The sequence below is a fragment of the Sphingomonas sp. Leaf230 genome, assembly GCF_001421745.1.
GTDB lineage: Bacteria > Pseudomonadota > Alphaproteobacteria > Sphingomonadales > Sphingomonadaceae > Sphingomonas.
This window is the reverse complement of the sequence record NZ_LMKW01000001.1, coordinates 519,792-540,646: the sequence shown is the minus strand read 5'-3', so window position 1 is coordinate 540,646 and position 20,855 is coordinate 519,792. Positions and strand designations below refer to the sequence as shown.

The following is a 20,855-nucleotide window of genomic DNA, read 5'->3' as shown; positions in this document are numbered from 1 at the left end:
CGCCCGACGGACCCGAAAATCTTCGGTCGCGCGTTATCGCGGCGGCGTGCGTCGGCGTAAAGGGCGCATCGTGATGCCGAGCGAACCGAAGCGACCCCGACTCGCATCATCGTCATTTCCCTCCAACACGGCATATCCCTCCAACACGGCATAATGAACGCTCCGTAAACTCCGTCTTTACGTCCTTCGTTTATGGCAAGCGGGACATCGTCGCGGATCGAGCTTTCCGTGGTGCAGCACGGCCGGGGAATGATGGTTTCGAACGCGGGCATACAGGACGGGGAGCCGAGCGAGCGGAGCGCATGGGATGCGTTCGTCACGCTTGCCGACGCGGACGGCAGCGCAGCGCATCCGCATCATGCGCGCCTGATCGCCGGCGGTCCGGGCCAGCGCAACCTCTCCGACGCGGTCCACGCGCTGTGCGCGGTCCACGGCGACCATCCCGGCCTGATCGTCGACGTGCTCGCCCGCGCGATCCAGCCCGAAGCATCGGATTGGCTCGCCGTCGCGGCCAGCGGCTTCGCGGACGAGCGCACCTATCTCGCACAGCTCACCGCGGCCGTCGGCCCGCTCCCGTCGACCCCCGGCCAGGCGGAGAGCGAGTCGGCACTGGTCGGCGAACGTCATGCGCTCGAAATGCTCGCCCGTTCGGAGCGTCGTGGATGTGCGACCGGGGCGGTGGCTGCGCTGCTCCATGACTGGCGCGCGATCCGCCGCGTGCTCGATGTCGCCGCCGAGCGGTTCGGGGTAGCCGTCCCCGCGATCACGCTTCCGTCCGAGACCGACACCGCCGCGCTCGTGGCGGAACTCGGTGCATCGCCCGGTTGCCAGCGCGCGATCCTGTTCGGCGCACAGCAACTTTTCGCACAGCACCGCGGCCTGTGGTCGCTGCTCGAAGCGCGATCGAGTGCGCGCGGCGACCTCTGACCGCTTGCGCTGACCAACGCTTCCCCTCTATCCATACCCGGTATTCAGAACCGGACGGGACATCGCATGAAGCGCTTCGAGGGCACCCAGAGCTACGTCGCGACCGACGATTTGAAAGTCGCGGTCAATGCCGCCGTGACGCTGCGCCGCCCGCTGCTGATCAAGGGCGAACCCGGCACCGGCAAGACCGTCCTCGCCTACGAGATCGCGAAAGCGCTCGGCGCGCCGCTGATCGAGTGGAACATCAAGTCGACCACCAAGGCGCAACAGGGCCTGTACGAATACGACGCGGTCGCCCGCCTGCGCGACGGCCAGCTCGGTGATGCACGCGTCCACGACATCGGCAACTATATCCGCAAGGGCAAATTGTGGGAGGCTTTCACCCAGCCTGCGCCGCCCGTCCTGCTGATCGACGAGATCGACAAGGCCGATATCGAGTTTCCGAACGACCTGTTGCAGGAACTCGATCGGATGGAATTCCACGTCTACGAGACCAAGGAAACCGTACGCGCGGTCGAGCGCCCGATCGTCATCATCACCAGCAACAACGAAAAGGAATTGCCCGACGCGTTCCTCCGCCGCTGTTTCTTCCACTACATCAAGTTTCCCGATCGCCAGACCATGCAGGCGATCGTCGACGTCCATTTCCCCAGCATCCAGAAGATCCTCGTCAGCAAGGCGATGGACCTGTTCTACGACGTCCGCGACGTGCCGGGCCTCAAAAAGAAGCCCTCGACCAGCGAACTGCTCGACTGGTTGAAGCTGCTGCTCCACGAGGACATGCCGCTAGACATTCTCCAGAACCGCGACCCGACCAAGGCGATTCCGCCCCTCCACGGAGCGCTTCTGAAGAACGAACAGGACGTCATGCTGTTCGAACGCCTCGCCTTCATGGCGAAACGTCAGAAGAATCAGGGGTAACCTATCGAGGAACCGGCGGCCGCGCATGAGCACCGCCGCCGGTCCGATAGTTCGAGCGTTACGTGACGTTCGGACCCGTCGGGATATAGTCCAGCGCCAGATGCGGCAGCGAGATCGGGCTGCGGAAGTTGAAGCGGTTCACCGTCGCAGGATCGGGGATGTGCAGCTTCTTGCCGAGCGTCACGAAATACCACGCCGGCGACGCTCCGCTGATCGCGATGAACGAGCCGGGGGCCAGCGACAACGCCTTCGGCATGTTGTCGACGATGTAATCGCTGTTGACGATCCCGTTCCAGTCCTTGAACACGCTGTTGAAGGTTGCGGCATCCGGGATCCAGTGAAGCTGGCCCCACATCACCAGATAGACTGCGCCGCTGGTGTGCGATGTAACGCGCAATCCGTCATACTGCTTCCAGTCTACAGCCTTACCCAGCAGTGCTTCTGCCGCAACTGCATCGATTGTATCGCTGATATCGACCGACATGATCACAATCCTTTTATGGTGAAACCGTGATCACTCAGTCGGACAAGCGAAGTATTCCGATCGGGAAACCACGCAGTATCTTTGGACGCAAATCCCGGGATCGGTCCGTCGATACGCGACCACTTCGGAGTTATTGCACGACGGCGAAGTTTTCGTGGGCCGCCTTAGAGAACTATACGTATTCGTATCAACAGGATCGGCGTCACCGTCCGTTCAGCTATTCCGCGCCATTGTGACCGCAATTCGTCGAGACGGTCACGGCGATTGGCGAGCAGATCGCGGCAAAGTCCGACGGATTAGATATTGATGCACATTAACCATCTGCGGCAACAATAATGCCATACCTGTCCGGCAAGGTGACGGCATGAGATTGTATGCTTTCCGTCGTTGGGCGCCGGCACTGCTGGCAATCGGCATGGCCGCCCCCGCATCCGCCTCTCTGCTCGACTATGTCGGCCAGTGCGTCCCCTTCGCGCGCGCCGCGTCGGGTATCCAGATCTACGGCAACGCCTGGACCTGGTGGGAGCAGGCCGACGGCAAGTACGAACGCACGCACAAGCCCAAGGAAGGCGCGGTCATCGTCTTCGCCAAGACCCCGCGCCTGCCGTTCGGCCATGTCGCGGTCGTCAGCCGCGTCGTCGAGAAGCGCGTCGTCATGCTCACCCACGCCAACTGGTCACGCCAGAACGGCGAGCGCGGGCATGCCGAACAGGACGTCACGCTGTTCGACGTCTCGCGCAACAACGACTGGAGCGACGTGAAGGTCTGGTACAAGGACGTCGATGGCCTCGGCGGCGGGATCTACCCGGTGTACGGGTTCATCTACGGCCACGCGCATGCGGCCGCCGAACTGACGAGCCGCAACCCTGATTATGTCGGCGCGCTGATCGACGCGTATGTGCCCGTCAGCGGCGAGCCCATCGCGCGCTGAACACCCCCTTCCTGCTAACTCCCCCCTCCCTGGAAGGGAGGGGTCGGGGGTGGGTCGGCCCGCTTTAGTCGCAACCGTGCCGGGATACTGAAACCTACCCACCCCCAGCCCCTCCCTTCCAGGGAGGGGAGCCAGAAGAGCCGCGCGCTTCAATACTAAGCCCAAATACTAAGCATTGCCGCCACCCTCGAAACCGTGCCACCACCGTCGCGCAAAACACGGTGAGGATAGCGATGCGGTTCAAGGCTCTTACGACGGTCACGCTGGCCTTGCTCGCGACCACTCCCGCGATCGTCGGGGCCCAGAAGGAAAAGTCCCCGCCCCCCGGCGGCGACATTCCCGCCAAGTTCGTCCCCGCCAACGCCAGCTTCGACTTCGACCGCCGCGAGGTCGACATCCCGATGCGCGACGGCGTCACGCTCCACGCGGTCATCGTCCAGCGCAAGGGCGTCACCGACGCGCCGATCCTGCTCCAGCGCACGCCCTACAACGCCGAAAGCAGCGCCAGTCGATCCTCCAGCCCGAGCGGCGCGATGAACCTGCGCGCGTCCGACGCGATGTTCTTCGACGCCGGCTACATCCGCGTGTTCGAGGATGTCCGCGGCAAGAACGGCTCGAACGGCGCGTATATCAACGAACGCCCGCTGATCGGCCCGCTCAACAAGACCAAGGTCGATCACTCCACCGACGCCTACGACACGATCGACTGGCTGGTGAAGAACCTCAAGAACAGCAACGGGCGCGTCGGCATCATCGGTGGCAGCTACGACGGCATGATGGCCGCGATGGCGCTGGTGAACCCGCACCCCGCGCTGAAGGCCGCCGTCCCGATGAACCCGGTGATCAACACCTGGAAGGGCGACGACGACTTCCACGGCGGCGCGTTCCGCCAGATCGGCTACGACTATTACTACACGCAGGACGCGGCGAAGGGCGAAGCCGGCGACCTCTGGCGCGACGCGTACGATGATTACGACACCTTCCTCCGCGCCGGGTCCGCCAGTGCGTTCGTGAAGAGCCGCGGCCTTGAACAGCTCCCGTTCGTCAACCGCCTCCACGATCACCCAAGCTATGACGCGTTCTGGCAGGGGCAGGCGCTCGAGACGATCCTGCCCAAGCAGCCGCAGACGGTGCAGACGCTCTGGGTCGCCAGCCAATGGGATCAGGAAGACATCTACGGCGCCGTCGCGGCCTACGAAGCCGTGTCGAAGGTCGACCCCAACCACGTCAACCACCTCGCGCTCGGCCCTTGGGCGCATGGCGGCGCGAACGGTGACGGCTCGACGCTCGGCGCGATCCGCTTCGATTCCGACACCGCGCTCTGGTTCCGCAAGAACGTCCTGCTCCCGTTCCTCAACGGCGCGCTGAAGACCGGCGGCACCGCCGCACCGCTCGCCCCGGTCACCGCGTTCCAGACCGGCACCAACCAGTGGCAGACGCTCGCCGGCTGGCCTAACTCGACCGCCACACAGAAACTCTACTTCCAGCCCGCCAGCGGCCTCGCCCCGACTGCTCCGGCGCAGGACGGCCACGACGACTATATCTCCGATCCCGCCAAGCCGATCCCCTACCGCCTCCGCCCGATCCGCCCGACCTACGCGACCGGCTCCACGTGGCGGCAATGGCTCGTCGACGATCAGCGCCCGTTCTCCGATCGCACCGACGTCCTCACCTACCAGACGCCGCCGCTGACCAGCCCGGTCGCGATCGCCGGCGCGCCCGTCGCGGACCTGATCGCCAGCACCACCGGCACCGACGGCGATTTCGTGGTGAAGCTGATCGACGTCTACCCCGCCGAATATTCCGACAAGCCGGAGATGGGCGGCTACCAGCTGGCCGTCTCGATGGACATTCTGCGCGGCCGCTACCGAGATAGCTTCGAGAAGCCGACCCCGATCGTCGCCGGCCAGCCGACGCATTTCCGCGTCGTCCTGCCCAACGCCAGCCACGTCTTCCTCCCCGGCCACCGCATCATGGTGCAGGTCCAGTCGAGCTGGTTCCCGCTCTACGACCGCAACCCGCAGACCTACGTCCTCAACATCTTCGACGCGAAGCCCGCCGACTACCGCAAGGCCACGATCAGCGTCTTCCACTCGACCGCGCAAGCCAGCGCGATCGAACTGCCGATCGCGGCTACCAAGTGAGGACGTGAGCCCATGTTCCTGAACTTCCTCGACGAACTCCGCAGCGCCGGCATCCCCGCCAGCCTGAAAGAGCACCTCATCCTGCTCGAAGCACTCGACGCCGAGGTGATCGAGCGGACGCCCGAGGATTTCTACTACCTGTCCCGCGCGGTGTACGTGAAGGACGAGGGGCTGCTCGACAAGTTCGACCAGGTCTTCGCCAAGGTCTTCCGCGGCCTCGCCACCAGCTACGGCACGCCCGCCGGCGACGTCCCCGAGGACTGGCTGAAGGCGGTCGCCGAGAAATTCCTGACCCCCGAGGAGATGGCCGCGATCAAGTCGCTCGGCTCGTGGGACGAGATCATGGAGACTCTCAAGAAACGCCTGGAGGAGCAGAAGGAACGCCACCAGGGCGGCAACAAATGGGTCGGCACCGGCGGCACGAGCCCGTATGGCAATGGCGGCTACAACCCCGAAGGCGTCCGCATCGGCGGCGAAAGCACGCACAAGCGCGCGCTGAAAGTCTGGGACCAGCGCGAGTTCCGCAACCTCGACAACACCAAGGAACTCGGCACCCGCAACATCAAGGTGGCACTCCGCCGCCTGCGCCGCTTCGCGCGCGACGGCGCCGCCGACGAACTCGACATCGACGGCACGATCGCCGGCACCGCGCGGCAAGGTTATCTGGACATCGTCATGCGCGCCGAACGCCGCAATGCGGTGAAACTGCTGCTGTTCCTCGACGTCGGCGGCTCGATGGACCCGTTCGTCAAGCTCTGCGAGGAGCTGTTCTCCGCCGCGACCACCGAGTTCAAGAATCTCGAATTCTTCTACTTCCACAACTGCCCGTACGAAGGCGTGTGGAAGGACAACACGCGGCGGTTTGCGGAGCGCACGCCGATGTGGGATCTGCTCCACAAATACGGCCACGACTACAAGCTGATCTTCGTCGGCGATGCGTCGATGAGCCCGTACGAGATCACGCACCCCGGCGGCTCGGTCGAGCATTTCAACGAGGAGCCGGGCGCGGTGTGGATGCAGCGGCTGACCAACACCTATCCGGCGGCGGCGTGGCTCAACCCGGTGCCCGAGGCGCAATGGGGCTATTCGCAGTCGGTGCGGATCATCCGCGAGCTGATGACCGACCGGATGTACCCGCTGAGCCTCGCCGGGCTCGACGACGCGATGCGCGAGCTGACGCGGAAACGATGAGTTTGGCGCGGTGAGCGGCGGACCGTAACGGAACCGTCACGGACGCGATCGGTTTATCGGGCATCATCCCTTACCGAAGGACAAGCCCTATGTCGTCGATCCCCAACTCCGCCATGCCGCACGCCAAGGTCCATCACGACGACGACCACAAGCCGAAGCCCGACGCGAAGAAGACCGCGGCGACCAGCGATTGGGTCGAGGACGCGACCGACGCGGCAAAGGCTGGCCTCGCGACGGCCACGGATACGGTGAAGTCGCACCCGAAGACCGCTATCGCGGTTGGTGCGACGGTGATCGCGGGGATCGCAGCAGCGATCGCAGCGCCTGCGTTGCGCGCGAAGGATGCGGCGGAAAAGAAGGCGCCGCCGAAGAAGCCCGAACCGAAGAAGCCGGCCAAGGCAAAGAAGCCGCACTGATAGCTTGGTGCACCTAGTCCGGTGCACCACCCCGGCGAAGGCCGGGGCCCAATTGGGGGACGTCGCTAACTGAGCGCGCGCTTCGTTACTGCAACCTTTCCAATTGGGCCCCGGCCTCCGCCGGGGTGGTAGCAACTAAGGGTAAACGTGTGAGGTGGGGAGCGGGTGCGAGTGACCCAAGCGGCGCCACCCCCGCCTCCTTGTTCTTCCGCGAAGGCGGGAGCCCAGTCTGGGCTCCCGCCTTCGCGGGAGAACAAGCTTTCGGTCAGTTGCGCGAAGCGTTGGCTAGCCGCCCCCTCAAACCCGATCCACAACCCCACCAGCCATCGCCACCGGAACGCCCGTCGTCCCCGGAAAACTAATCGCCAGCCCCTTCAACGTCCGCACCGCCATATACGCGAACCCCTCGGCCTCCAGCGCATCGCCGTTCCACCCGAGCACATCGCTAGGCTCCACCACCAACCCGGTCCGCTCAGCGATCATCGCCAGCATCGTCGGATTATGCCGCCCCCCGCCCGCGACCAGCAACCGAACCGGCCGAGCCGGCAAATGCCGCAAAGCCTCTGCCACGGTAGCGGCCGTAAACGCCGTCAAAGTCGCCGCCCCATCAGCCGCCGACAACCCCCGAGCCGGCTGGATCGTAAAGTCATTCCGATCCAGAGACTTCGGCGGAGGCGCATCGAAAAACGGGTGATCGAGCATCGCGGTCAACACGGTCTCGTCCACCCGCCCGGACGCCGCCAACGCCCCCCCGGCATCATATCGCGCACCAGTCTCCGCCTCGACCCAGCTATCAATCAATCCGTTCGCCGGCCCGGTATCGAACGCCACCAAGCCATCGCGATCCATCATCTGCGCCCGCTCTGGCGACATCTCGCGCGAATCATGCATGTCAATCCCGCCGGGAATGAAGGTGATGTTCCCCACCCCACCAAGGTTCAGCACCGCGACCGGCCCCTCGAGCCCCGCCGCCAACGCCGCATGATACACCGGCAGCAACGGCGCGCCCTGCCCACCAGCCGCCACATCCGCGGACCGAAAATCCGACACCGTCGTGATCCCGGTAGCGCGCGCGACCGCCGCCCCATCTCCGATCTGCCACGTCCAGCGCCGATCCGGCCGATGCGCGATCGTCTGCCCGTGAAAGCCGATCACATCGACATCCGCCGCCGCAACTCCCGCATCCGCCAGCAACTTATGCACCGCAAACACATGCGCGCGCGTAATCAGCTCGCCCGCGGCGACCACCGGCGGACTGGCGCGCGGCTTGTCGAACGTCAGCGCCATCCGCGTGGCTTCCGCCAATTGCGCCCGCGCCGCATCCGAATACGGCTCGCCGCGAAACGCGATCGGCCGCACGAACGCCTCGCCGTCGGTCTCGATCAACGCCGCGTCGATCCCGTCGAGCGACGTCCCCGACATCAGTCCAATCGCCAGCATATCGGTTCCTTCCCGCGTAATCCGCCCATCCATGCAGGATGCGATTCCGCCCGCCTAGAAAAAACCGAACTTTGCGCCTATGTGCGCGGGCTTCATGGCAACAACACTCCCCTCCCCGCCGAAGATCGGCATGGTCTCGCTCGGCTGTCCTAAGAACCTCGTCGACAGCGAGCGGATTCTCACGCAGCTCCGCGGCGACGGTTACCAGATGTCGCCCGATTATGCCGGCGCCGACATCGTCTTGGTCAACACCTGCGGCTTCCTCGATTCCGCCAAGGAAGAAAGCCTCGAGGCGATCGGCGAGGCCATCGCCGAGAACGGCCGGGTCATCGTCACCGGCTGCATGGGCAAGGAAGCCGACGCGATCCGCGCGCGCTTCCCGCAGGTCCTCGCGATCACCGGCGCGCACGAATACGAGCAGGTCGTCGGCGCGGTCCACGAGGCCGCCCCGATGCCGCCGTCCGCCTTCCTCAACCTGATCCCCGACGCCGGCCTGAAGCTGACCCCGCGCCACTACAGCTATCTGAAGATCTCCGAGGGCTGCAACCACCGCTGCTCGTTCTGCATCATCCCGTCGTTGCGCGGTGACCTCGTCAGCCGCCGCCCCGACGCGATCCTGCGCGAGGCGGAGAAGCTCGTTGAAGCCGGTACCAAGGAACTACTGGTCATCAGCCAGGACACCTCGGCGTACGGCGTCGACCTGCGTCACGCGAGCTGGCCCGTGAAGACCGGCGGCCCGATGTCCCGCAACGAAGCCCGCGACGTCCGCGCGCACATGACCGATCTCTCGCGCGAACTCGGCAAGATCGCGCCGTGGGTCCGCCTCCACTACGTCTACCCCTATCCGCACGTCGACCACGTCATCCCGCTGATGGCGGAAGGTCTCGTGCTGCCGTATCTCGACATCCCGTTCCAGCACGCCTCGCCGTCGGTACTCCGTCGGATGAAGCGCCCCGGCAACGATGCGAAAGTGCTCCAGCGCATCCACAACTGGCGGACGATCGCGCCCGACATCACGATCCGCTCGACCTTCGTCGTCGGCTTCCCCGGCGAGACCGAGGAGGATTTCCAGTATCTGCTCGATTGGCTCGACGAGGCGCAACTCGACCGTGTCGGCGCGTTCCGCTTCGAGCCGGTCGAAGGGGCTGCGGCGAACCTGCTGCCCGACCACGTGCCCGAGGAGCTCAAGGAAGAGCGCTACGCCCGCATCATGGAAAAGACCGCGGCGATCTCCGCGGCCAAGTTGCAGGCCAAGATCGGCCGGACGCTCGACGTGATCATCGATGCGGTCGACGAAGAAGGCGCCACTGGCCGCTCACAGGCGGATGCACCTGAGATCGACGGCGAAGTCTTCCTCCGCGACGCCGGCCATCTGACGGTCGGCGACATCGTCCCGGTCACGATCGAAGACGCCGACGATCACGACCTCTACGGCGTCCCCGTCTAATTAGCTGTTCCCCCGCGAAAGCGGGGGTCCAGGAATCTCGAACGATACCGTTGGTGATCCTGGACTCCCGCGTCCGCGGGAGAACGGCCAAGTTCGCGAGTCCGTCAGACGACGTTGCGGCCAGTGAACAGCTTCACCAGAACGACGATGACCGCGATCACCAGCAGGATGTGGATCAGTCCGCCAGCGACATGGAAGGCGAAGCCTGCCAGCCAGAGGATCAGCAGGATGACGGCGATGGTATACAGCATGGTTGTGTCCCCTAAGACGTGAAAAGGCTCCCGGTCGGACGATGAAACGTGCGTGTAACACGACGTGTTCCGTCAACATTTCTGCCCTAGCCTAACCCCTTCAACCAGCGCGAAATTAAAATCGCGGCGTTGCGTGCGCCGGCCGGTTCTGCTTCGTTGCGGCCATGATCCTCCGCTTTCTCGCCATCGCCGCGCTATTGCCGGCCCCCGCCCTCGCGCAATTGCTCACCCCCGCCGAAACCGCGCAGATCGACACGCTGGTCACCGGCGCGCTCGGCGATACCGGCGTGCCGTCCGCCTCGATCGCGGTCGTCCGCAGCGGACGGATCGTGTTCGCCAAGGCCTATGGCAAACCCTCCGAGGCGATCGCGACCGCCGACCCGAAACTCCCCTACCAGATCGCCTCGATCTCGAAGCAGTTCACCGCCGCCGCGATCCTGCTGCTTGAGGACGAAGGCAAGCTCAGCCTCGACGACACCGTGTCAAAATACATTCCTGGCATCACCGGCGGCGACCGCATCACGATCCGCCAGTTGCTCAGCCACACCTCGGGCCTGCAGGATTACTGGCCGCAGGACTACAGTTTCGCCGCAATGGCCAAGCCCGTCACGCCGCAGCAGATCGCCGATCGCTGGGCCAAGAAGCCGCTCGATTTCCAGCCCGGCACGCAGTGGCAATATTCCAACACGGGGTACGTCGTCGCCGGGCTGATCGTCGAGAAGGTCGCGCATCAACCGCTGTTGAGCTTCCTCCAGCAACGCATCTTCAAGCCGCTCGACATCCGCGCGCTCGACCAGGACAAGGCGATCGGCAAGGCCTTCCCGCAAGGCTATGGCCGCTTCGCCCTCGGCCCCGTCCGCCCCGAAACGCCGAGCGCGGACGGCTGGCTCTACGCCGCCGGCGAACTGTCGATGAGCGCCGAAGACCTGGCCAAATGGGACGTCGCCCGCCTCAACCGCACCACGCTCCCCGCCGACGACTGGGCCGCGCAGGAAACGCCGGTGAAACTCGCCGACGGATCGAGCAACGGCTACGGCCTCGGCGTCTTCACCGGCAGCACCAACGGCCGCCGCTATGTCGAGCATAGCGGCGAAGCAGTCGGCTTCCTGTCCGAAAACACCGTCTACCCCGACGACAAGGCGGCCATCGTCGTCCTCACCAACAGCTGGTTCAGCGACGCAACGGGCCGCATCGCCGCCGGCGTCGCCAAGATCGTCCTGCCGCCCGCGCCCGCCAACGCCGAAGACACCGCTGCACTCGCCCGAGCCCGAGCGGTCTACGACCAGCTCCGAACCGGCACGCTCGACCGCAAGGGGCTGACCGAAGACGCCAATTACTACTTTAAGCCGGTCGCGCTCGCGGACTACAAGACGAGTCTGGGCGCGCTCGGCCAACCGACCGCGTTCGCACAAACCGGCAAGACCCGCTTGCGCGGCGGCTTCGTCAACCGCACCTACCGCATCACCTATCCCGACCGCACGCTCTCGCTCAGCACCTATGCCGAGCCCGGCGCGAACGGCCGATACGAACAACTTTTGGTGGCACCCGCACAATGACCGACTTCGCTTCGATGCTCCAACCCGACCGCGGCCAGCCCGCGCGGACGATCCACGTCGTCGAGCCCGACGCGTATGAAAGCTGGCTCGCCAAACAGTCGCAGCGCATCCGCACGACGATCGCCGCACACCGGCTGACCGGCAAGCCCGGCGACCGCGCGGTCCTGCCCGGCGAGATCGCGGACGACTGGTCGATGCTGCTGGTCTGCAACGAAGCCGTCACGTCCCCCTGGCGGATCGCCTCGCTCGGCGCATCGCTGCCCGAGGGCACATACCGTCTCGCGGAGGGGCCAGTCGGCGCAGCCGGGCTTGGCTGGATGCTCGCCCAGCACCAATTCACGCGGTACGTGAAGCCCGACGCGATCGGCCCCCGCGTGCTGCTGACCGCCGACGCCGCACATATTGACGAGACGGTTCGCCTCGCCGAAGCCACCGCGCTCGTCCGCGATCTCGTCAACACCGGCGCGTCCGACATGGGGCCCGCCGATCTCGAAGCCGCCGCGGAGACGCTCGCCAAACGCCACGGAGCGACCGTCACCACCACGCGAGGTGATGCGCTCGCGACCGGCTACCCGATGATCCACGCGGTCGGCCAGGCGGCGAGCAAGGATCGCGCGCCCCGCCTGATCGAACTCGAATGGGGCGACCCTTCGCACCCCCGCATCGCGCTGGTTGGCAAGGGCGTCACCTTCGACACCGGCGGGCTCGACATCAAGCCGTCCGCCGGCATGCGGCTGATGAAGAAGGACATGGGCGGCGCGGCGCATGCGCTGGCGCTGGCGAGCCTCGTGATGGCGGCCAAGCTTCCGGTCCGTCTCCATTTGCTGATCCCCGCGGTGGAAAACTCGATCGCTGGCAACGCCTTCCGCCCCGGCGACGTGCTCGCCACGCGCAAGGGCCTGACCGTCGAGAACACCAACACCGACGCCGAAGGCCGCCTCGTGCTCGGCGACGCGCTGACCAAGGCGGGCGAGAGCAATCCGGAACTGATCCTCGACTTCGCCACCCTCACCGGCGCGGCGCGCGTCGCACTCGGCCCCGACCTGCCGCCGATGTTCACCGACGACGAGTCGCTCGCGGTGGACCTGCTCGCGGCCGGGCTGGGACAGAACGACCAGATGTGGCGCCTACCGCTTTGGAACGGTTACGACGAGATGCTAAAGTCGGACATCGCCGACATGGTCAACGCACCCGATGGCGGGTTCGCCGGCGCGATCACCGCCGCGCTGTTCCTGCGCCGGTTCGTGCCGAAGACCGCGGCGTGGGCGCATCTCGACGTGTTCGCGTGGCGGCCGTCCGCCAAACCGGGACGGCCTAAGGGCGGCGAGGCTTACGCCCTGCGTGCAGCCTTCGCGATGTTGGCGAAACGGTACTCGCGCTAAATAAAGGGAACGCAAAACACCCGTCATCCCCGCGCAGGCGGGGATCCATAATCCCAGGTGTCGGTGATCACATCGATACGATAGCCAATATGGGTTCCCGCCTCCGCGGGAATGACAGCTGTGATGCCGTAACCGGGATTACCCCGTCGCAAACTGCCCGAACGGCAGCAGCTTATCCGCCAGAGCCTTCGTCGCATTCGCATCGCCAGCGCGCAACGGCACCAGCACCGCCACCGCAGCTTTCCGCACATACCCGTCGATCGCGGTCGGCGTCGGGGCCTTGCTCGCCGTCTCGACCAGCGCCCGTCCCCGGGCATCGTTCGGATCCAACTCCAGCCGCAACAACCCGGCAAGCCCCGCGAACATCGCGCGGTTACCACCCAACGCCACCGACTTGTCCAAAGCCTCGAACCCGGTCGCCTTCTGCGCGCCCGCGACCGCACGCCCGACGAACCGCCCGAGCTTGGCGATCACCCCGACATGCCAAGCCCCCAGCGCTGCCTGCGCCTCGGCATTGCGCGGATAGCGGACGACCAGCGCCTCATATTGCTTCCGCGCGGCGATCGCCTCGCTCCGGTTGCCGAGCAGCTTGGCGCGATACCCCTTCGCCATCGCCTGCATGATCGCGGCCTCGGCGTCGTTCGGCGAACGGCTCAGCGCCTGCCCCGCCGCCGCCGCCGCCCGGTCGATGCGCGCCAGCGCGACATTGCGATCGCGGTCGACGAACCCGGCCTGAGTCAGCAACTCGCGCGGCGTCTCGGCACGCGCCGCGATCGGGCACAGGACGGAGCTCGCGATCAGCGAGGCACTCACGCAACCGGGGAACCACCTGGCCATATCAACCCTCGCACCGATGTTGTCCGATCAACGCCCCGGCCCGAAACTCGGCCGTCGAATCGTGTCACGGACCATAAGACCGCCATGTTTATCGAGACTTAACACGCTCTACCCGAGATCCGGATCAGAAACGTCCAAATCAGGATCAAGATCGACCGGACCGCCCGTCACAACCCCGCCGCAGCCTCGATGATCGGCACGAACTTCTCGGCGGTCAGGCTAGCCCCACCGACCAGCGCCCCGTCGACGTTCGGCGTATCGAGAATCGACGCCGCATTCGCCCCCGTCACCGACCCGCCGTACAGGATCCGCACCCCGGCCGCCGCATCACCGATCAGCATCCGCAACTTCGCGCGCGCGATCGCGTGAATCGCCGCGATTTCTTCCAGTGTCGGCGTGCGTCCCGTCCCGATCGCCCAGCGCGGCTCGTACGCGAGCGTGAACCAGCTTCCGTCCGCATTGTCCGGCACCGACTTCTCGATCTGCGCCTGCACGACTCGCTCGGCGCGGTCCGCATCGCGCTCCGCCTCGGTCTCGCCGCAGCACAGGATCACGTTCAGTCCCTGCCGCCGCGCCGCCGCCGCCTTCGCCCAGGCGTCGTGGCTGGTCTCGTGCTGGTCCGCGCGACGCTCGGAATGACCGACGATCGTGAAGCTCGCGCCGACTTCCTTGACCATCGACGCCGACACGCACCCGGTATGCGCGCCCGAATCCGCCTCGTGCACATCCTCCGCGCCGATCGCCAACCCCGGAACGCGCTGCGACGCGGCGTCGATCAGCGTGAAAGGCACCGCCACCGCGACATCAACGCCCGGGGCGGCAGCCGCTGCCGCCGCGATCGTATCGAGCTCCGCCAGCGCCGCGCGCGACCCGTTCATCTTCCAGTTTCCGGCTACAAGCTTACGCCGCATCGTCATCTCCCGCGTGTTTTGCCCAGCGATAGCGCCGCACCCGCCCCGCACAACCCCAAGCAACGTTGCGCGCCCGACTTGAAGAGCCGCCCTCGCCCCCGTAAAGCAACCGCGTTCCCATCCCTGTCGATCGGCTGTCCATGCTCGCTTTCTTCCGCCGCCTTACCCATTCGAAGGTCGGCGTGATCATCACGTTCCTGGTACTCGGCGTGATCGCGCTCGCGTTCGCGGCGGGTGACGTCACCGGGCTCAGCTCGATGACCGGCGGCGCCGGAATCACCGGCGGCGACGTCGCCAAGGTCGGCAAGGCGGACGTCACCGCGAACCAGCTCAAGACGCAGGCGCAGACCGAGATGGAGGGCTTCCGCCAGCAGCAGCCGACGCTCGACATGGCGACCTTCGTCAACCAGGGCGGCTTCGACGGCACGCTCGACCGGATCATCTCCAGCATGGCGCTAGAGCAGTTCGGCCGCGCGCAGGGCATGGTCGTCAGCAAGCGCGCGATCGACGGCCAGATCGCCAGCATCCCCGCGTTGCAGGGGCCGACCGGCAAGTTCGACGAGAATCTCTACCGCCAGGTGCTCGCCCAGCGGAAGCTGACTGACGCGCAAATCCGCAGCGATATCGAGCGTGACACGTTCGCGCAGCAGCTGACTCTGCCCTCGAACGGCGCGACCCAGGTCGCCAGCCAGCTCGCGCTCCCCTACGCGTCGCTGCTGCTCGAAAAGCGCACCGGCACGATCGGCTTCATTCCTGCCGCCCTCGTCCCCGCCGGCCCCGCGCCGAGCGATGCGGACCTCAACACCTTCTATCAGCGCAACATCGCGCGCTACACCGTCCCCGAGCGCCGAGTCGTCCGCTACGCGATGATCACGCCCGAGGCCGTCAAGGCACAGGCCGTCCCGACCGACGCCGAGATCGCCAAGACCTATCAGCAGGACAGCGCCCGCTACGCCGCGACCGAGAAGCGTGACATCACGCAGGTCGTCGTCGCCGATCAGGCCGGCGCCGCCGCGGTCGCCGCCAAGGTGAAGGGTGGTACCAGCCTCGCCGATGCCGCCCGCGCTGCCGGTCTCGAAGCCTCGACCCAGACCGGTGTCGAGAAGGCTGCCTATGCCGGAACGACGTCCGCGCAGGTTGCCGATGCCGTCTTCGCGGCCGCCAGCGGCGCGGTGATCGGCCCGGTGCGCACGCCGCTCGGCTGGACCGTCGCCAAGGTCGACAAGATCGAAAAGGTCGCGGCTCGTTCGCTCGATCAGGTCCGTGGCGAAATCGCTGCCGCGCTCGGTATCCAGAAGTCGGCCGAGGCGCTCTCGGCGATCCACGACAAGATCGACGACTCGCTGTCGAAGAACGCGACGTTCGACGAAGTCATCGCCGACCAGAAGCTCGCGGCCGTCACCACGCCCGCGCTGATCGCCAGCGGCATCAACCCCGACGATCCCGCCAGCAAGCCCGATGCGGCGCTTACGCCACTCGTCGCCGCAGCATTCCAGGCTGCCGATGGCGACGGCCCGCAGCTCGTCCAGGTCGGCACCGATGGCGGTTTTGCCGTCGTCGCGCTTGGCCGCGTCGTCCATTCCGCCCCGCGTCCGCTGGCACAGGTTCGCGCCGCGGTGCTCAAGGACGTGACCGCCGATCGCGCTCGCCAGGCCGCCCGTCGCGTCGCCGGCGAAGTGCTCGCGCGCATCAACAAGGGCATGCCGATCCAGCAGTCGCTTGCGCAGACCAAGCTGCCGATGCCGCCCGCACGCACGCTGACCGCTGCCCGTGCGCAGCTCGCCGCCGATCCGCGCGGTGCACCGCCCGCGCTCGCGCTGATGTTCAGCATGGCGCCGAACACCGCCAAGACGCTCGCCGCCCCCGACGACAGCGGCTGGTTCGTGATCAAGCTCGACAGCGTCCAGAGCGGCAACGCAACTGGCAACGACGCGGCAATCAAGGCAGCGCGCGGCAACATCGCCCGCTCGGTCGGTCGCGAATATGTCGAGCAGTTCGCCAAGGCGGTCCGTGCCGATGTCGGCGTGAAGACCAACCCGGCCGCACTCGCGCGCGTCCGTGCCGACCTGCTCGGCCAGGGCGCTGCCGGGAACTGATCGCATGACCAGCGCGCGTGAAGCCTTGGCCGAAGGGCGTCCCGCGCTCGTGTGGCGTCGTCAGGTCGCCGACACCGAAACGCCGGTCGCCGCCGCGCTGAAGCTGATCGAGCCAGGCCGTGGCGACTTCCTGCTCGAGTCGGTCGAGGGCGGCGCGATCCGCGGTCGCCACAGCCTGATCGGTCTCGCCCCCGACCTGCTGTTCCGCGCGCACGGCCACAGCGCCGAGATCAACCGCCACTGGGCCACCGATCGCGATACGTTCGCGCCGTGCCCCGTGCCTACGCTCGATGCGTTGCGCGCGCTGGTCGCCGAATGCCGTGCGGACGTTCCGGCCGAACTGCCCCGTGCGCTCGCCTGCCTCGTCGGCTATTTCGGCTACGAGACGATCGGGCTGGTCGAGACTCTGCCGCAGCCGCCGGTCGACCCGCTCGGCCTGCCCGACATGATCTTCGTACGGCCGACCGTCATCCTCGTGTTCGATCGCCTGACCGACGCACTCTACTTGGTCGCACCGGCCTGGCCCGATCCGGCCCGCAACGCCGACGCAATCGTGACCGAAGCCGAAGAGCGCCTCGACGCGGTCGCCGCCAAGCTCACCAGCACGCCCGTCCCCGCACCGATCCACGCCGACGTCGCCGAACCGACCTACACGCCAGCGCTCCCCGAAGGCCGCTACGGCGAGATGGTCGCGGCGGCAAAGGACTATATCCTCGCCGGCGACATCTTCCAGGTCGTGCTCGCCCAACGCTTCAGCACGCCGTTCGCGCTGCCGCCGTTCGAGCTCTATCGCTCGCTACGCCGGATCAACCCGTCACCGTTCCTGTATCATCTCGACCTGCCCGGCTTCGCGCTGATCGGTTCCAGCCCCGAGATCCTCGTCCGCGTCCGCGACGACGAAGTGACGATCCGCCCGATCGCCGGCACCCGCCCGCGCGGCAAGACCGCCGCCGAGGACGAAGCGAACCGCATCAGCCTGCTCGCCGACCCCAAGGAGCGCGCGGAACACCTGATGCTGCTCGATCTCGGCCGCAACGACGTTGGCCGCGCCGCGGCGCCGGGGTCCGTGAAGGTGACGGCCAGCTACGGCGTGGAATTCTACAGCCACGTCATGCACATCGTCTCGAACGTCGTCGGCACGCTGTCCCCCGAAAAGGACGCGCTCGACGCGCTGTTCGCCGGCTTCCCCGCCGGCACCGTCAGCGGCGCGCCCAAGGTCCGCGCCTGCCAGATCATCGCCGAGTTGGAACCCGAACGCCGCGGCGCATATGCAGGTGGCGTCGGCTATTTCTCCCCCGACGGCTCGATGGATTCCTGCATCGTGTTGCGAACCGCAGTGGTGAAGGACGGCACAATCCACGTCCAGGCCGGCGCGGGCATCGTCGCCGACAGCATCCCCGAATACGAACAGAGAGAATGCGAAGCGAAGGCTGGCGCGATTCTCGCCGCGGCTCGCGAGGCTGTAGGCCGGGCGAAAGCTCCGGGCTTCGGTCAGTAGACCAGCCCGATAACGCCACCCCGGCGAAGGCCGGGGCCCAATTGGGAAGGTCGCCGTAACAACCCGCAACCTCAGTTAACACCGTCCCCCAATTGGGCCCCGGCCTTCGCCGGGGTGGTAGAAGTAGTTGCTCGACTACAACCAAGCATCAACCGACGTTGATCAAATCATGGAGTCGTATTCGTCTCGCTAGCCGGCGCACGACGCTCCTGGGCATAGGCATTGTTCCGCGCCAGGAAGCACCCCGACTGGCCACCGGTCCCGACCGCCGAGCACGTATCCGGCAACCCGCCGGCAACACGCCCGAGCTGATCCATCGACGCCGCACGATTGACCCAGCTCTGGTTCTGCGCCGCGATCGGCTTGTCGTCGCGCAACTGCTTCGGGATGCGATACGGCTGGTCGAGCGTCGAACACACCACGACTTCGCCAGCGGTCGACTTTGGGCATGCCTGGTCCCCGGTCAGCGTCACGCTGCGAATGCGCTGCGGCGGCGTGTCGACCTGCGCCTCCTGTGCGAACGCCGTGGCGGGGAATGCGATCAGTGCGGCAAGGACGGCGGTACGAAACATGGATCAGGCTCCTTTGAGCGAATAACGTCCGTCATGCAGCATTGCTCCGCACTGAATGATGGTCGCCTGCCCGGGCGATATAGGAACCGCCATCGCCGTTCGCGACCTTGCCAAGGACAATTAGCGCCGAACCGTCCCGGCCGAGCGCTGTTGCACCGCGCCCCGCATCGGCTATGGCGGCGCCATGATCCTCGTCGTCGACAATTACGACAGCTTCACCTGGAACCTCGTCCATTACCTGATGGAACTGGGTGTCGAGGTCGAAGTCGTCCGCAACGATGCGATCTCCGCCGGGCAGGCTCTGTCGTCGGGCGCGGACGCGTTCCTCATTTCGCCCGGCCCCTGCACGCCGACCGAGGCGGGCGTGAGCCTCGACCTGGTCGCGGCCTGCGCGGATGCCGGCAAGCCACTGCTTGGCGTGTGCCTCGGCCACCAGGCGATCGGCCAGCATTTCGGCGGCAAGGTCGAGCGCGGCGGCCTGATGCACGGCAAGACCTCGCCCGTCGTCCACGACGATACCGGGCTCTATGCCGGGCTGCCCTCGCCGTTCATCGCCACGCGCTATCACTCGCTGATCGTCAACGCGGTCCCCGACACGCTGGTCGTCAACGCCACAGCGCAGGACGGCACGGTCATGGGCTTCCGCCACAAGACGCTGCCGATCCACGGCGTCCAGTTCCACCCGGAGAGCATCGCGACCGAGCATGGCCACGAAATGCTCGCGAACTTCCTCAAGATGGCGAACATCCCCCACCAACTCCCCTCCCGCCTGCGGGAGGGGTCGGGGGAGGGCAGCGCCGCGCTCACGACTTCCGAGGTAGCCCCTCCCCTAACCCCTCCCGCAAGCGGGAGGGGAATGTGACCACCGTCGCCCTGCTTCCCGACCCGTTCTCCCCCCTCTCGCGCGAATCCGCCCGAGAAGCGTTCGCAGACATCCTCGACGCCCGCGCCAGCGACGACGCGATCGCCACGTTCCTCACCGACCTCGCGACCCGCGGTGAAACCAGCATCGAGATCGCCGAAGCCGCGCGCGCGCTCCGCAACCGGATGATCCCGATCGACGCGCCCGCCGGCGCGATCGACGTCTGCGGCACCGGCGGCGACGGCCATCACACCTTGAACGTGTCGACCGCCGTCGCGCTGGTAGTCGCCGCGTGCGGCGTCCCCGTCGCCAAGCACGGCAACCGCGCCGCCTCGAGCAAGGCCGGCGCCGCCGACACGCTCGAAGTCCTCGGCCTCGACATGGACCGCGCCGGCGCCACCGCCGAGGCAAGCCTCAACGAGATCGGCATCGCCTTCCTGTTCGCCGCCAATCACCACCCGGCGATGAAGCGCATCACCCCGATCCGCCAGCGCATCGGCAAGCGGACGATCTTCAACCTGATGGGCCCGCTCGCCAACCCGGCCGGCACCACCCGCCAGCTCATCGGCATCGCCCGCCCGGACTACGTCACGCTCTACGCCGAAGCCCTCGAACAGCTCGGCACCGAAGCCGCGTTGGTCGTCTCGGGCGAAGAAGGCCTGGACGAACTGTCGGGCGCCGGCCCCAGCATCGTCGCCTCGGTCGGCAACGTTACGCTCCCCGGCAAGGTCACACCCGAAGACGCAGGCCTCACCCGCCACGCCATCACCGACATCCGCGGCGGCGACGCACACCACAACGCCGACGCGCTCCGCCGCCTGCTCAAGGGCGAGACCGGCGCCTACCGCGACGCCGTCCTGCTCAACGCCGCCGCCGCCTTGATGGTCGCCGGCACCGTCCCCACTCTCGTCGACGGCGCGGCCAAAGCCGCCGCCGCCCTCGACACCGGCAGCGCCGACGCGCTGCTCGCCCGCTGGATCGCCTACTGA

General features: G+C 66.6%; 18 protein-coding genes and 1 pseudogene. 13 read left to right on the top strand and 6 right to left on the bottom strand.

Annotation, left to right across the window (positions count from 1 at the left end):
* Positions 1-192 precede the first annotated feature (192 nt).
* Both ASE82_RS02510 and ASE82_RS02505 read left to right on the top strand, forming a co-directional pair.
* Entirely contained in the window at positions 193-927 is a 735-nt protein-coding gene (locus ASE82_RS02510) for a DUF6975 family protein (protein WP_162236664.1), read from the top strand.
* Positions 928-993: 66 nt separating this feature from the next.
* Entirely contained in the window at positions 994-1,848 is an 855-nt protein-coding gene (locus ASE82_RS02505; protein WP_056058415.1) for an AAA family ATPase, read from the top strand.
* Positions 1,849-1,906: 58 nt separating this feature from the next.
* Here ASE82_RS02505 and ASE82_RS02500 read toward each other — a convergent pair whose 3' ends face one another.
* Positions 1,907-2,332 carry a hypothetical protein gene (locus ASE82_RS02500; protein ID WP_056058412.1) on the bottom strand — a complete coding sequence of 142 codons (426 nt, stop codon included), beginning with the start codon at positions 2,330-2,332 and terminating at the stop codon, positions 1,907-1,909.
* 364 nt (positions 2,333-2,696) lie between these two features.
* Here ASE82_RS02500 and ASE82_RS02495 point away from each other — a divergent pair, with 364 nt between their 5' ends.
* The 4 genes from ASE82_RS02495 (at position 2,697) to ASE82_RS02480 (ending at position 7,014) form a co-directional block, all read left to right on the top strand.
* Positions 2,697-3,263, top strand: coding sequence for a CHAP domain-containing protein (locus tag ASE82_RS02495; protein WP_056058410.1), 567 nt, complete (start codon positions 2,697-2,699; stop codon positions 3,261-3,263).
* Between the two features lie 233 nt (positions 3,264-3,496).
* Positions 3,497-5,407: a CocE/NonD family hydrolase gene (locus ASE82_RS02490; RefSeq protein WP_056058407.1), complete on the top strand. Its 1,911-nt coding sequence runs from the start codon at positions 3,497-3,499 to the stop codon at positions 5,405-5,407.
* 12 nt (positions 5,408-5,419) lie between these two features.
* On the top strand, positions 5,420-6,598 hold the full coding sequence (locus ASE82_RS02485) for a vWA domain-containing protein (protein ID WP_056058404.1): 1,179 nt from the start codon (positions 5,420-5,422) through the stop codon (positions 6,596-6,598).
* An 89-nt stretch (positions 6,599-6,687) separates the two neighbouring features.
* Positions 6,688-7,014, top strand: coding sequence for a hypothetical protein (locus ASE82_RS02480; protein ID WP_056058401.1), 327 nt, complete (start codon positions 6,688-6,690; stop codon positions 7,012-7,014).
* A gap of 297 nt (positions 7,015-7,311) precedes the next feature.
* On the opposite strand, the gene ASE82_RS02475 is transcribed toward ASE82_RS02480, so the two are convergent.
* Positions 7,312-8,454, bottom strand: a complete 1,143-nt coding sequence (locus tag ASE82_RS02475) for an anhydro-N-acetylmuramic acid kinase (RefSeq protein WP_056058398.1) — start codon at positions 8,452-8,454, stop codon at positions 7,312-7,314.
* Between the two features lie 94 nt (positions 8,455-8,548).
* Between ASE82_RS02475 and rimO the strand changes: the two genes are divergently transcribed.
* Positions 8,549-9,901 (top strand): 30S ribosomal protein S12 methylthiotransferase RimO, encoded by a 1,353-nt coding sequence (gene rimO, locus ASE82_RS02470; protein ID WP_056059559.1) that lies wholly within the window; start codon positions 8,549-8,551, stop codon positions 9,899-9,901.
* Between the two features lie 104 nt (positions 9,902-10,005).
* Here rimO and ASE82_RS19215 read toward each other — a convergent pair whose 3' ends face one another.
* Entirely contained in the window at positions 10,006-10,152 is a 147-nt protein-coding gene (locus ASE82_RS19215; RefSeq protein ID WP_107954842.1) for a lmo0937 family membrane protein, read from the bottom strand.
* A 164-nt stretch (positions 10,153-10,316) separates the two neighbouring features.
* Between ASE82_RS19215 and ASE82_RS02465 the strand changes: the two genes are divergently transcribed.
* Together ASE82_RS02465 and ASE82_RS02460 are read left to right on the top strand one after the other, a co-directional pair.
* The gene (locus ASE82_RS02465; protein WP_056058396.1) at positions 10,317-11,708 is read left to right on the top strand and encodes a serine hydrolase domain-containing protein; all 1,392 of its coding nucleotides are present in this window, start codon (positions 10,317-10,319) and stop codon (positions 11,706-11,708) included.
* The gene (locus ASE82_RS02460) at positions 11,705-13,090 is read left to right on the top strand and encodes a leucyl aminopeptidase family protein (protein WP_056058393.1); all 1,386 of its coding nucleotides are present in this window, start codon (positions 11,705-11,707) and stop codon (positions 13,088-13,090) included. Before ASE82_RS02465 ends, ASE82_RS02460 begins: the two co-directional genes overlap by 4 nt.
* Before the next feature lie 138 nt (positions 13,091-13,228).
* Here ASE82_RS02460 and ASE82_RS02455 read toward each other — a convergent pair whose 3' ends face one another.
* Positions 13,229-13,927 carry a hypothetical protein gene (locus tag ASE82_RS02455; protein WP_056058391.1) on the bottom strand — a complete coding sequence of 233 codons (699 nt, stop codon included), beginning with the start codon at positions 13,925-13,927 and terminating at the stop codon, positions 13,229-13,231.
* Positions 13,928-14,094: 167 nt separating this feature from the next.
* Positions 14,095-14,838, bottom strand: a complete 744-nt coding sequence (gene tpiA / locus ASE82_RS02450; protein WP_082441192.1) for a triose-phosphate isomerase — start codon at positions 14,836-14,838, stop codon at positions 14,095-14,097.
* Between the two features lie 140 nt (positions 14,839-14,978).
* On the opposite strand from tpiA, the gene ASE82_RS02445 reads away from it, so the two are divergent.
* Both ASE82_RS02445 and trpE read left to right on the top strand, forming a co-directional pair.
* Complete coding sequence (locus tag ASE82_RS02445; protein ID WP_056058388.1) at positions 14,979-16,934, top strand: peptidylprolyl isomerase; 1,956 nt, start codon at positions 14,979-14,981, stop codon at positions 16,932-16,934.
* Positions 16,935-16,938: 4 nt separating this feature from the next.
* Entirely contained in the window at positions 16,939-18,432 is a 1,494-nt protein-coding gene (gene trpE, locus ASE82_RS02440) for an anthranilate synthase component I (RefSeq protein ID WP_056058385.1), read from the top strand.
* 167 nt (positions 18,433-18,599) lie between these two features.
* Here trpE and ASE82_RS02435 read toward each other — a convergent pair whose 3' ends face one another.
* Positions 18,600-19,004 carry a hypothetical protein gene (locus tag ASE82_RS02435; RefSeq protein WP_056058382.1) on the bottom strand — a complete coding sequence of 135 codons (405 nt, stop codon included), beginning with the start codon at positions 19,002-19,004 and terminating at the stop codon, positions 18,600-18,602.
* 184 nt (positions 19,005-19,188) lie between these two features.
* Here ASE82_RS02435 and ASE82_RS02430 point away from each other — a divergent pair.
* Both ASE82_RS02430 and trpD read left to right on the top strand, forming a co-directional pair.
* Positions 19,189-19,752, top strand: a pseudogene (locus ASE82_RS02430) (anthranilate synthase component II); the annotation flags it as partial.
* A gap of 110 nt (positions 19,753-19,862) precedes the next feature.
* Positions 19,863-20,855 carry an anthranilate phosphoribosyltransferase gene (trpD, locus tag ASE82_RS02425; protein ID WP_056058378.1) on the top strand — a complete coding sequence of 331 codons (993 nt, stop codon included), beginning with the start codon at positions 19,863-19,865 and terminating at the stop codon, positions 20,853-20,855.

What these genes read in the sequence shown, in the direction of transcription:
- ASE82_RS02435 (WP_056058382.1), bottom strand. Translation starts at nt 19,004, where the DNA reads ATGTTTCGTACCGCCGTCCTTGCCGCACTGATCGCATTCCCCGCCACG.
- ASE82_RS02505 (WP_056058415.1), top strand. Translation starts at nt 994, where the DNA reads ATGAAGCGCTTCGAGGGCACCCAGAGCTACGTCGCGACCGACGATTTG.
- ASE82_RS02490 (WP_056058407.1), top strand. Translation starts at nt 3,497, where the DNA reads ATGCGGTTCAAGGCTCTTACGACGGTCACGCTGGCCTTGCTCGCGACC.
- ASE82_RS02485 (WP_056058404.1), top strand. Translation starts at nt 5,420, where the DNA reads ATGTTCCTGAACTTCCTCGACGAACTCCGCAGCGCCGGCATCCCCGCC.
- ASE82_RS02445 (WP_056058388.1), top strand. Translation starts at nt 14,979, where the DNA reads ATGCTCGCTTTCTTCCGCCGCCTTACCCATTCGAAGGTCGGCGTGATC.
- ASE82_RS02460 (WP_056058393.1), top strand. Translation starts at nt 11,705, where the DNA reads ATGACCGACTTCGCTTCGATGCTCCAACCCGACCGCGGCCAGCCCGCG.
- ASE82_RS02495 (WP_056058410.1), top strand. Translation starts at nt 2,697, where the DNA reads ATGAGATTGTATGCTTTCCGTCGTTGGGCGCCGGCACTGCTGGCAATC.
- ASE82_RS02455 (WP_056058391.1), bottom strand. Translation starts at nt 13,927, where the DNA reads ATGGCCAGGTGGTTCCCCGGTTGCGTGAGTGCCTCGCTGATCGCGAGC.
- tpiA (WP_082441192.1), bottom strand. Translation starts at nt 14,838, where the DNA reads ATGCGGCGTAAGCTTGTAGCCGGAAACTGGAAGATGAACGGGTCGCGC.
- ASE82_RS02465 (WP_056058396.1), top strand. Translation starts at nt 10,317, where the DNA reads ATGATCCTCCGCTTTCTCGCCATCGCCGCGCTATTGCCGGCCCCCGCC.
- ASE82_RS02475 (WP_056058398.1), bottom strand. Translation starts at nt 8,454, where the DNA reads ATGCTGGCGATTGGACTGATGTCGGGGACGTCGCTCGACGGGATCGAC.
- ASE82_RS02480 (WP_056058401.1), top strand. Translation starts at nt 6,688, where the DNA reads ATGTCGTCGATCCCCAACTCCGCCATGCCGCACGCCAAGGTCCATCAC.
- rimO (WP_056059559.1), top strand. Translation starts at nt 8,549, where the DNA reads ATGGCAACAACACTCCCCTCCCCGCCGAAGATCGGCATGGTCTCGCTC.
- ASE82_RS19215 (WP_107954842.1), bottom strand. Translation starts at nt 10,152, where the DNA reads ATGCTGTATACCATCGCCGTCATCCTGCTGATCCTCTGGCTGGCAGGC.
- ASE82_RS02510 (WP_162236664.1), top strand. Translation starts at nt 193, where the DNA reads ATGGCAAGCGGGACATCGTCGCGGATCGAGCTTTCCGTGGTGCAGCAC.
- ASE82_RS02500 (WP_056058412.1), bottom strand. Translation starts at nt 2,332, where the DNA reads ATGTCGGTCGATATCAGCGATACAATCGATGCAGTTGCGGCAGAAGCA.
- trpE (WP_056058385.1), top strand. Translation starts at nt 16,939, where the DNA reads ATGACCAGCGCGCGTGAAGCCTTGGCCGAAGGGCGTCCCGCGCTCGTG.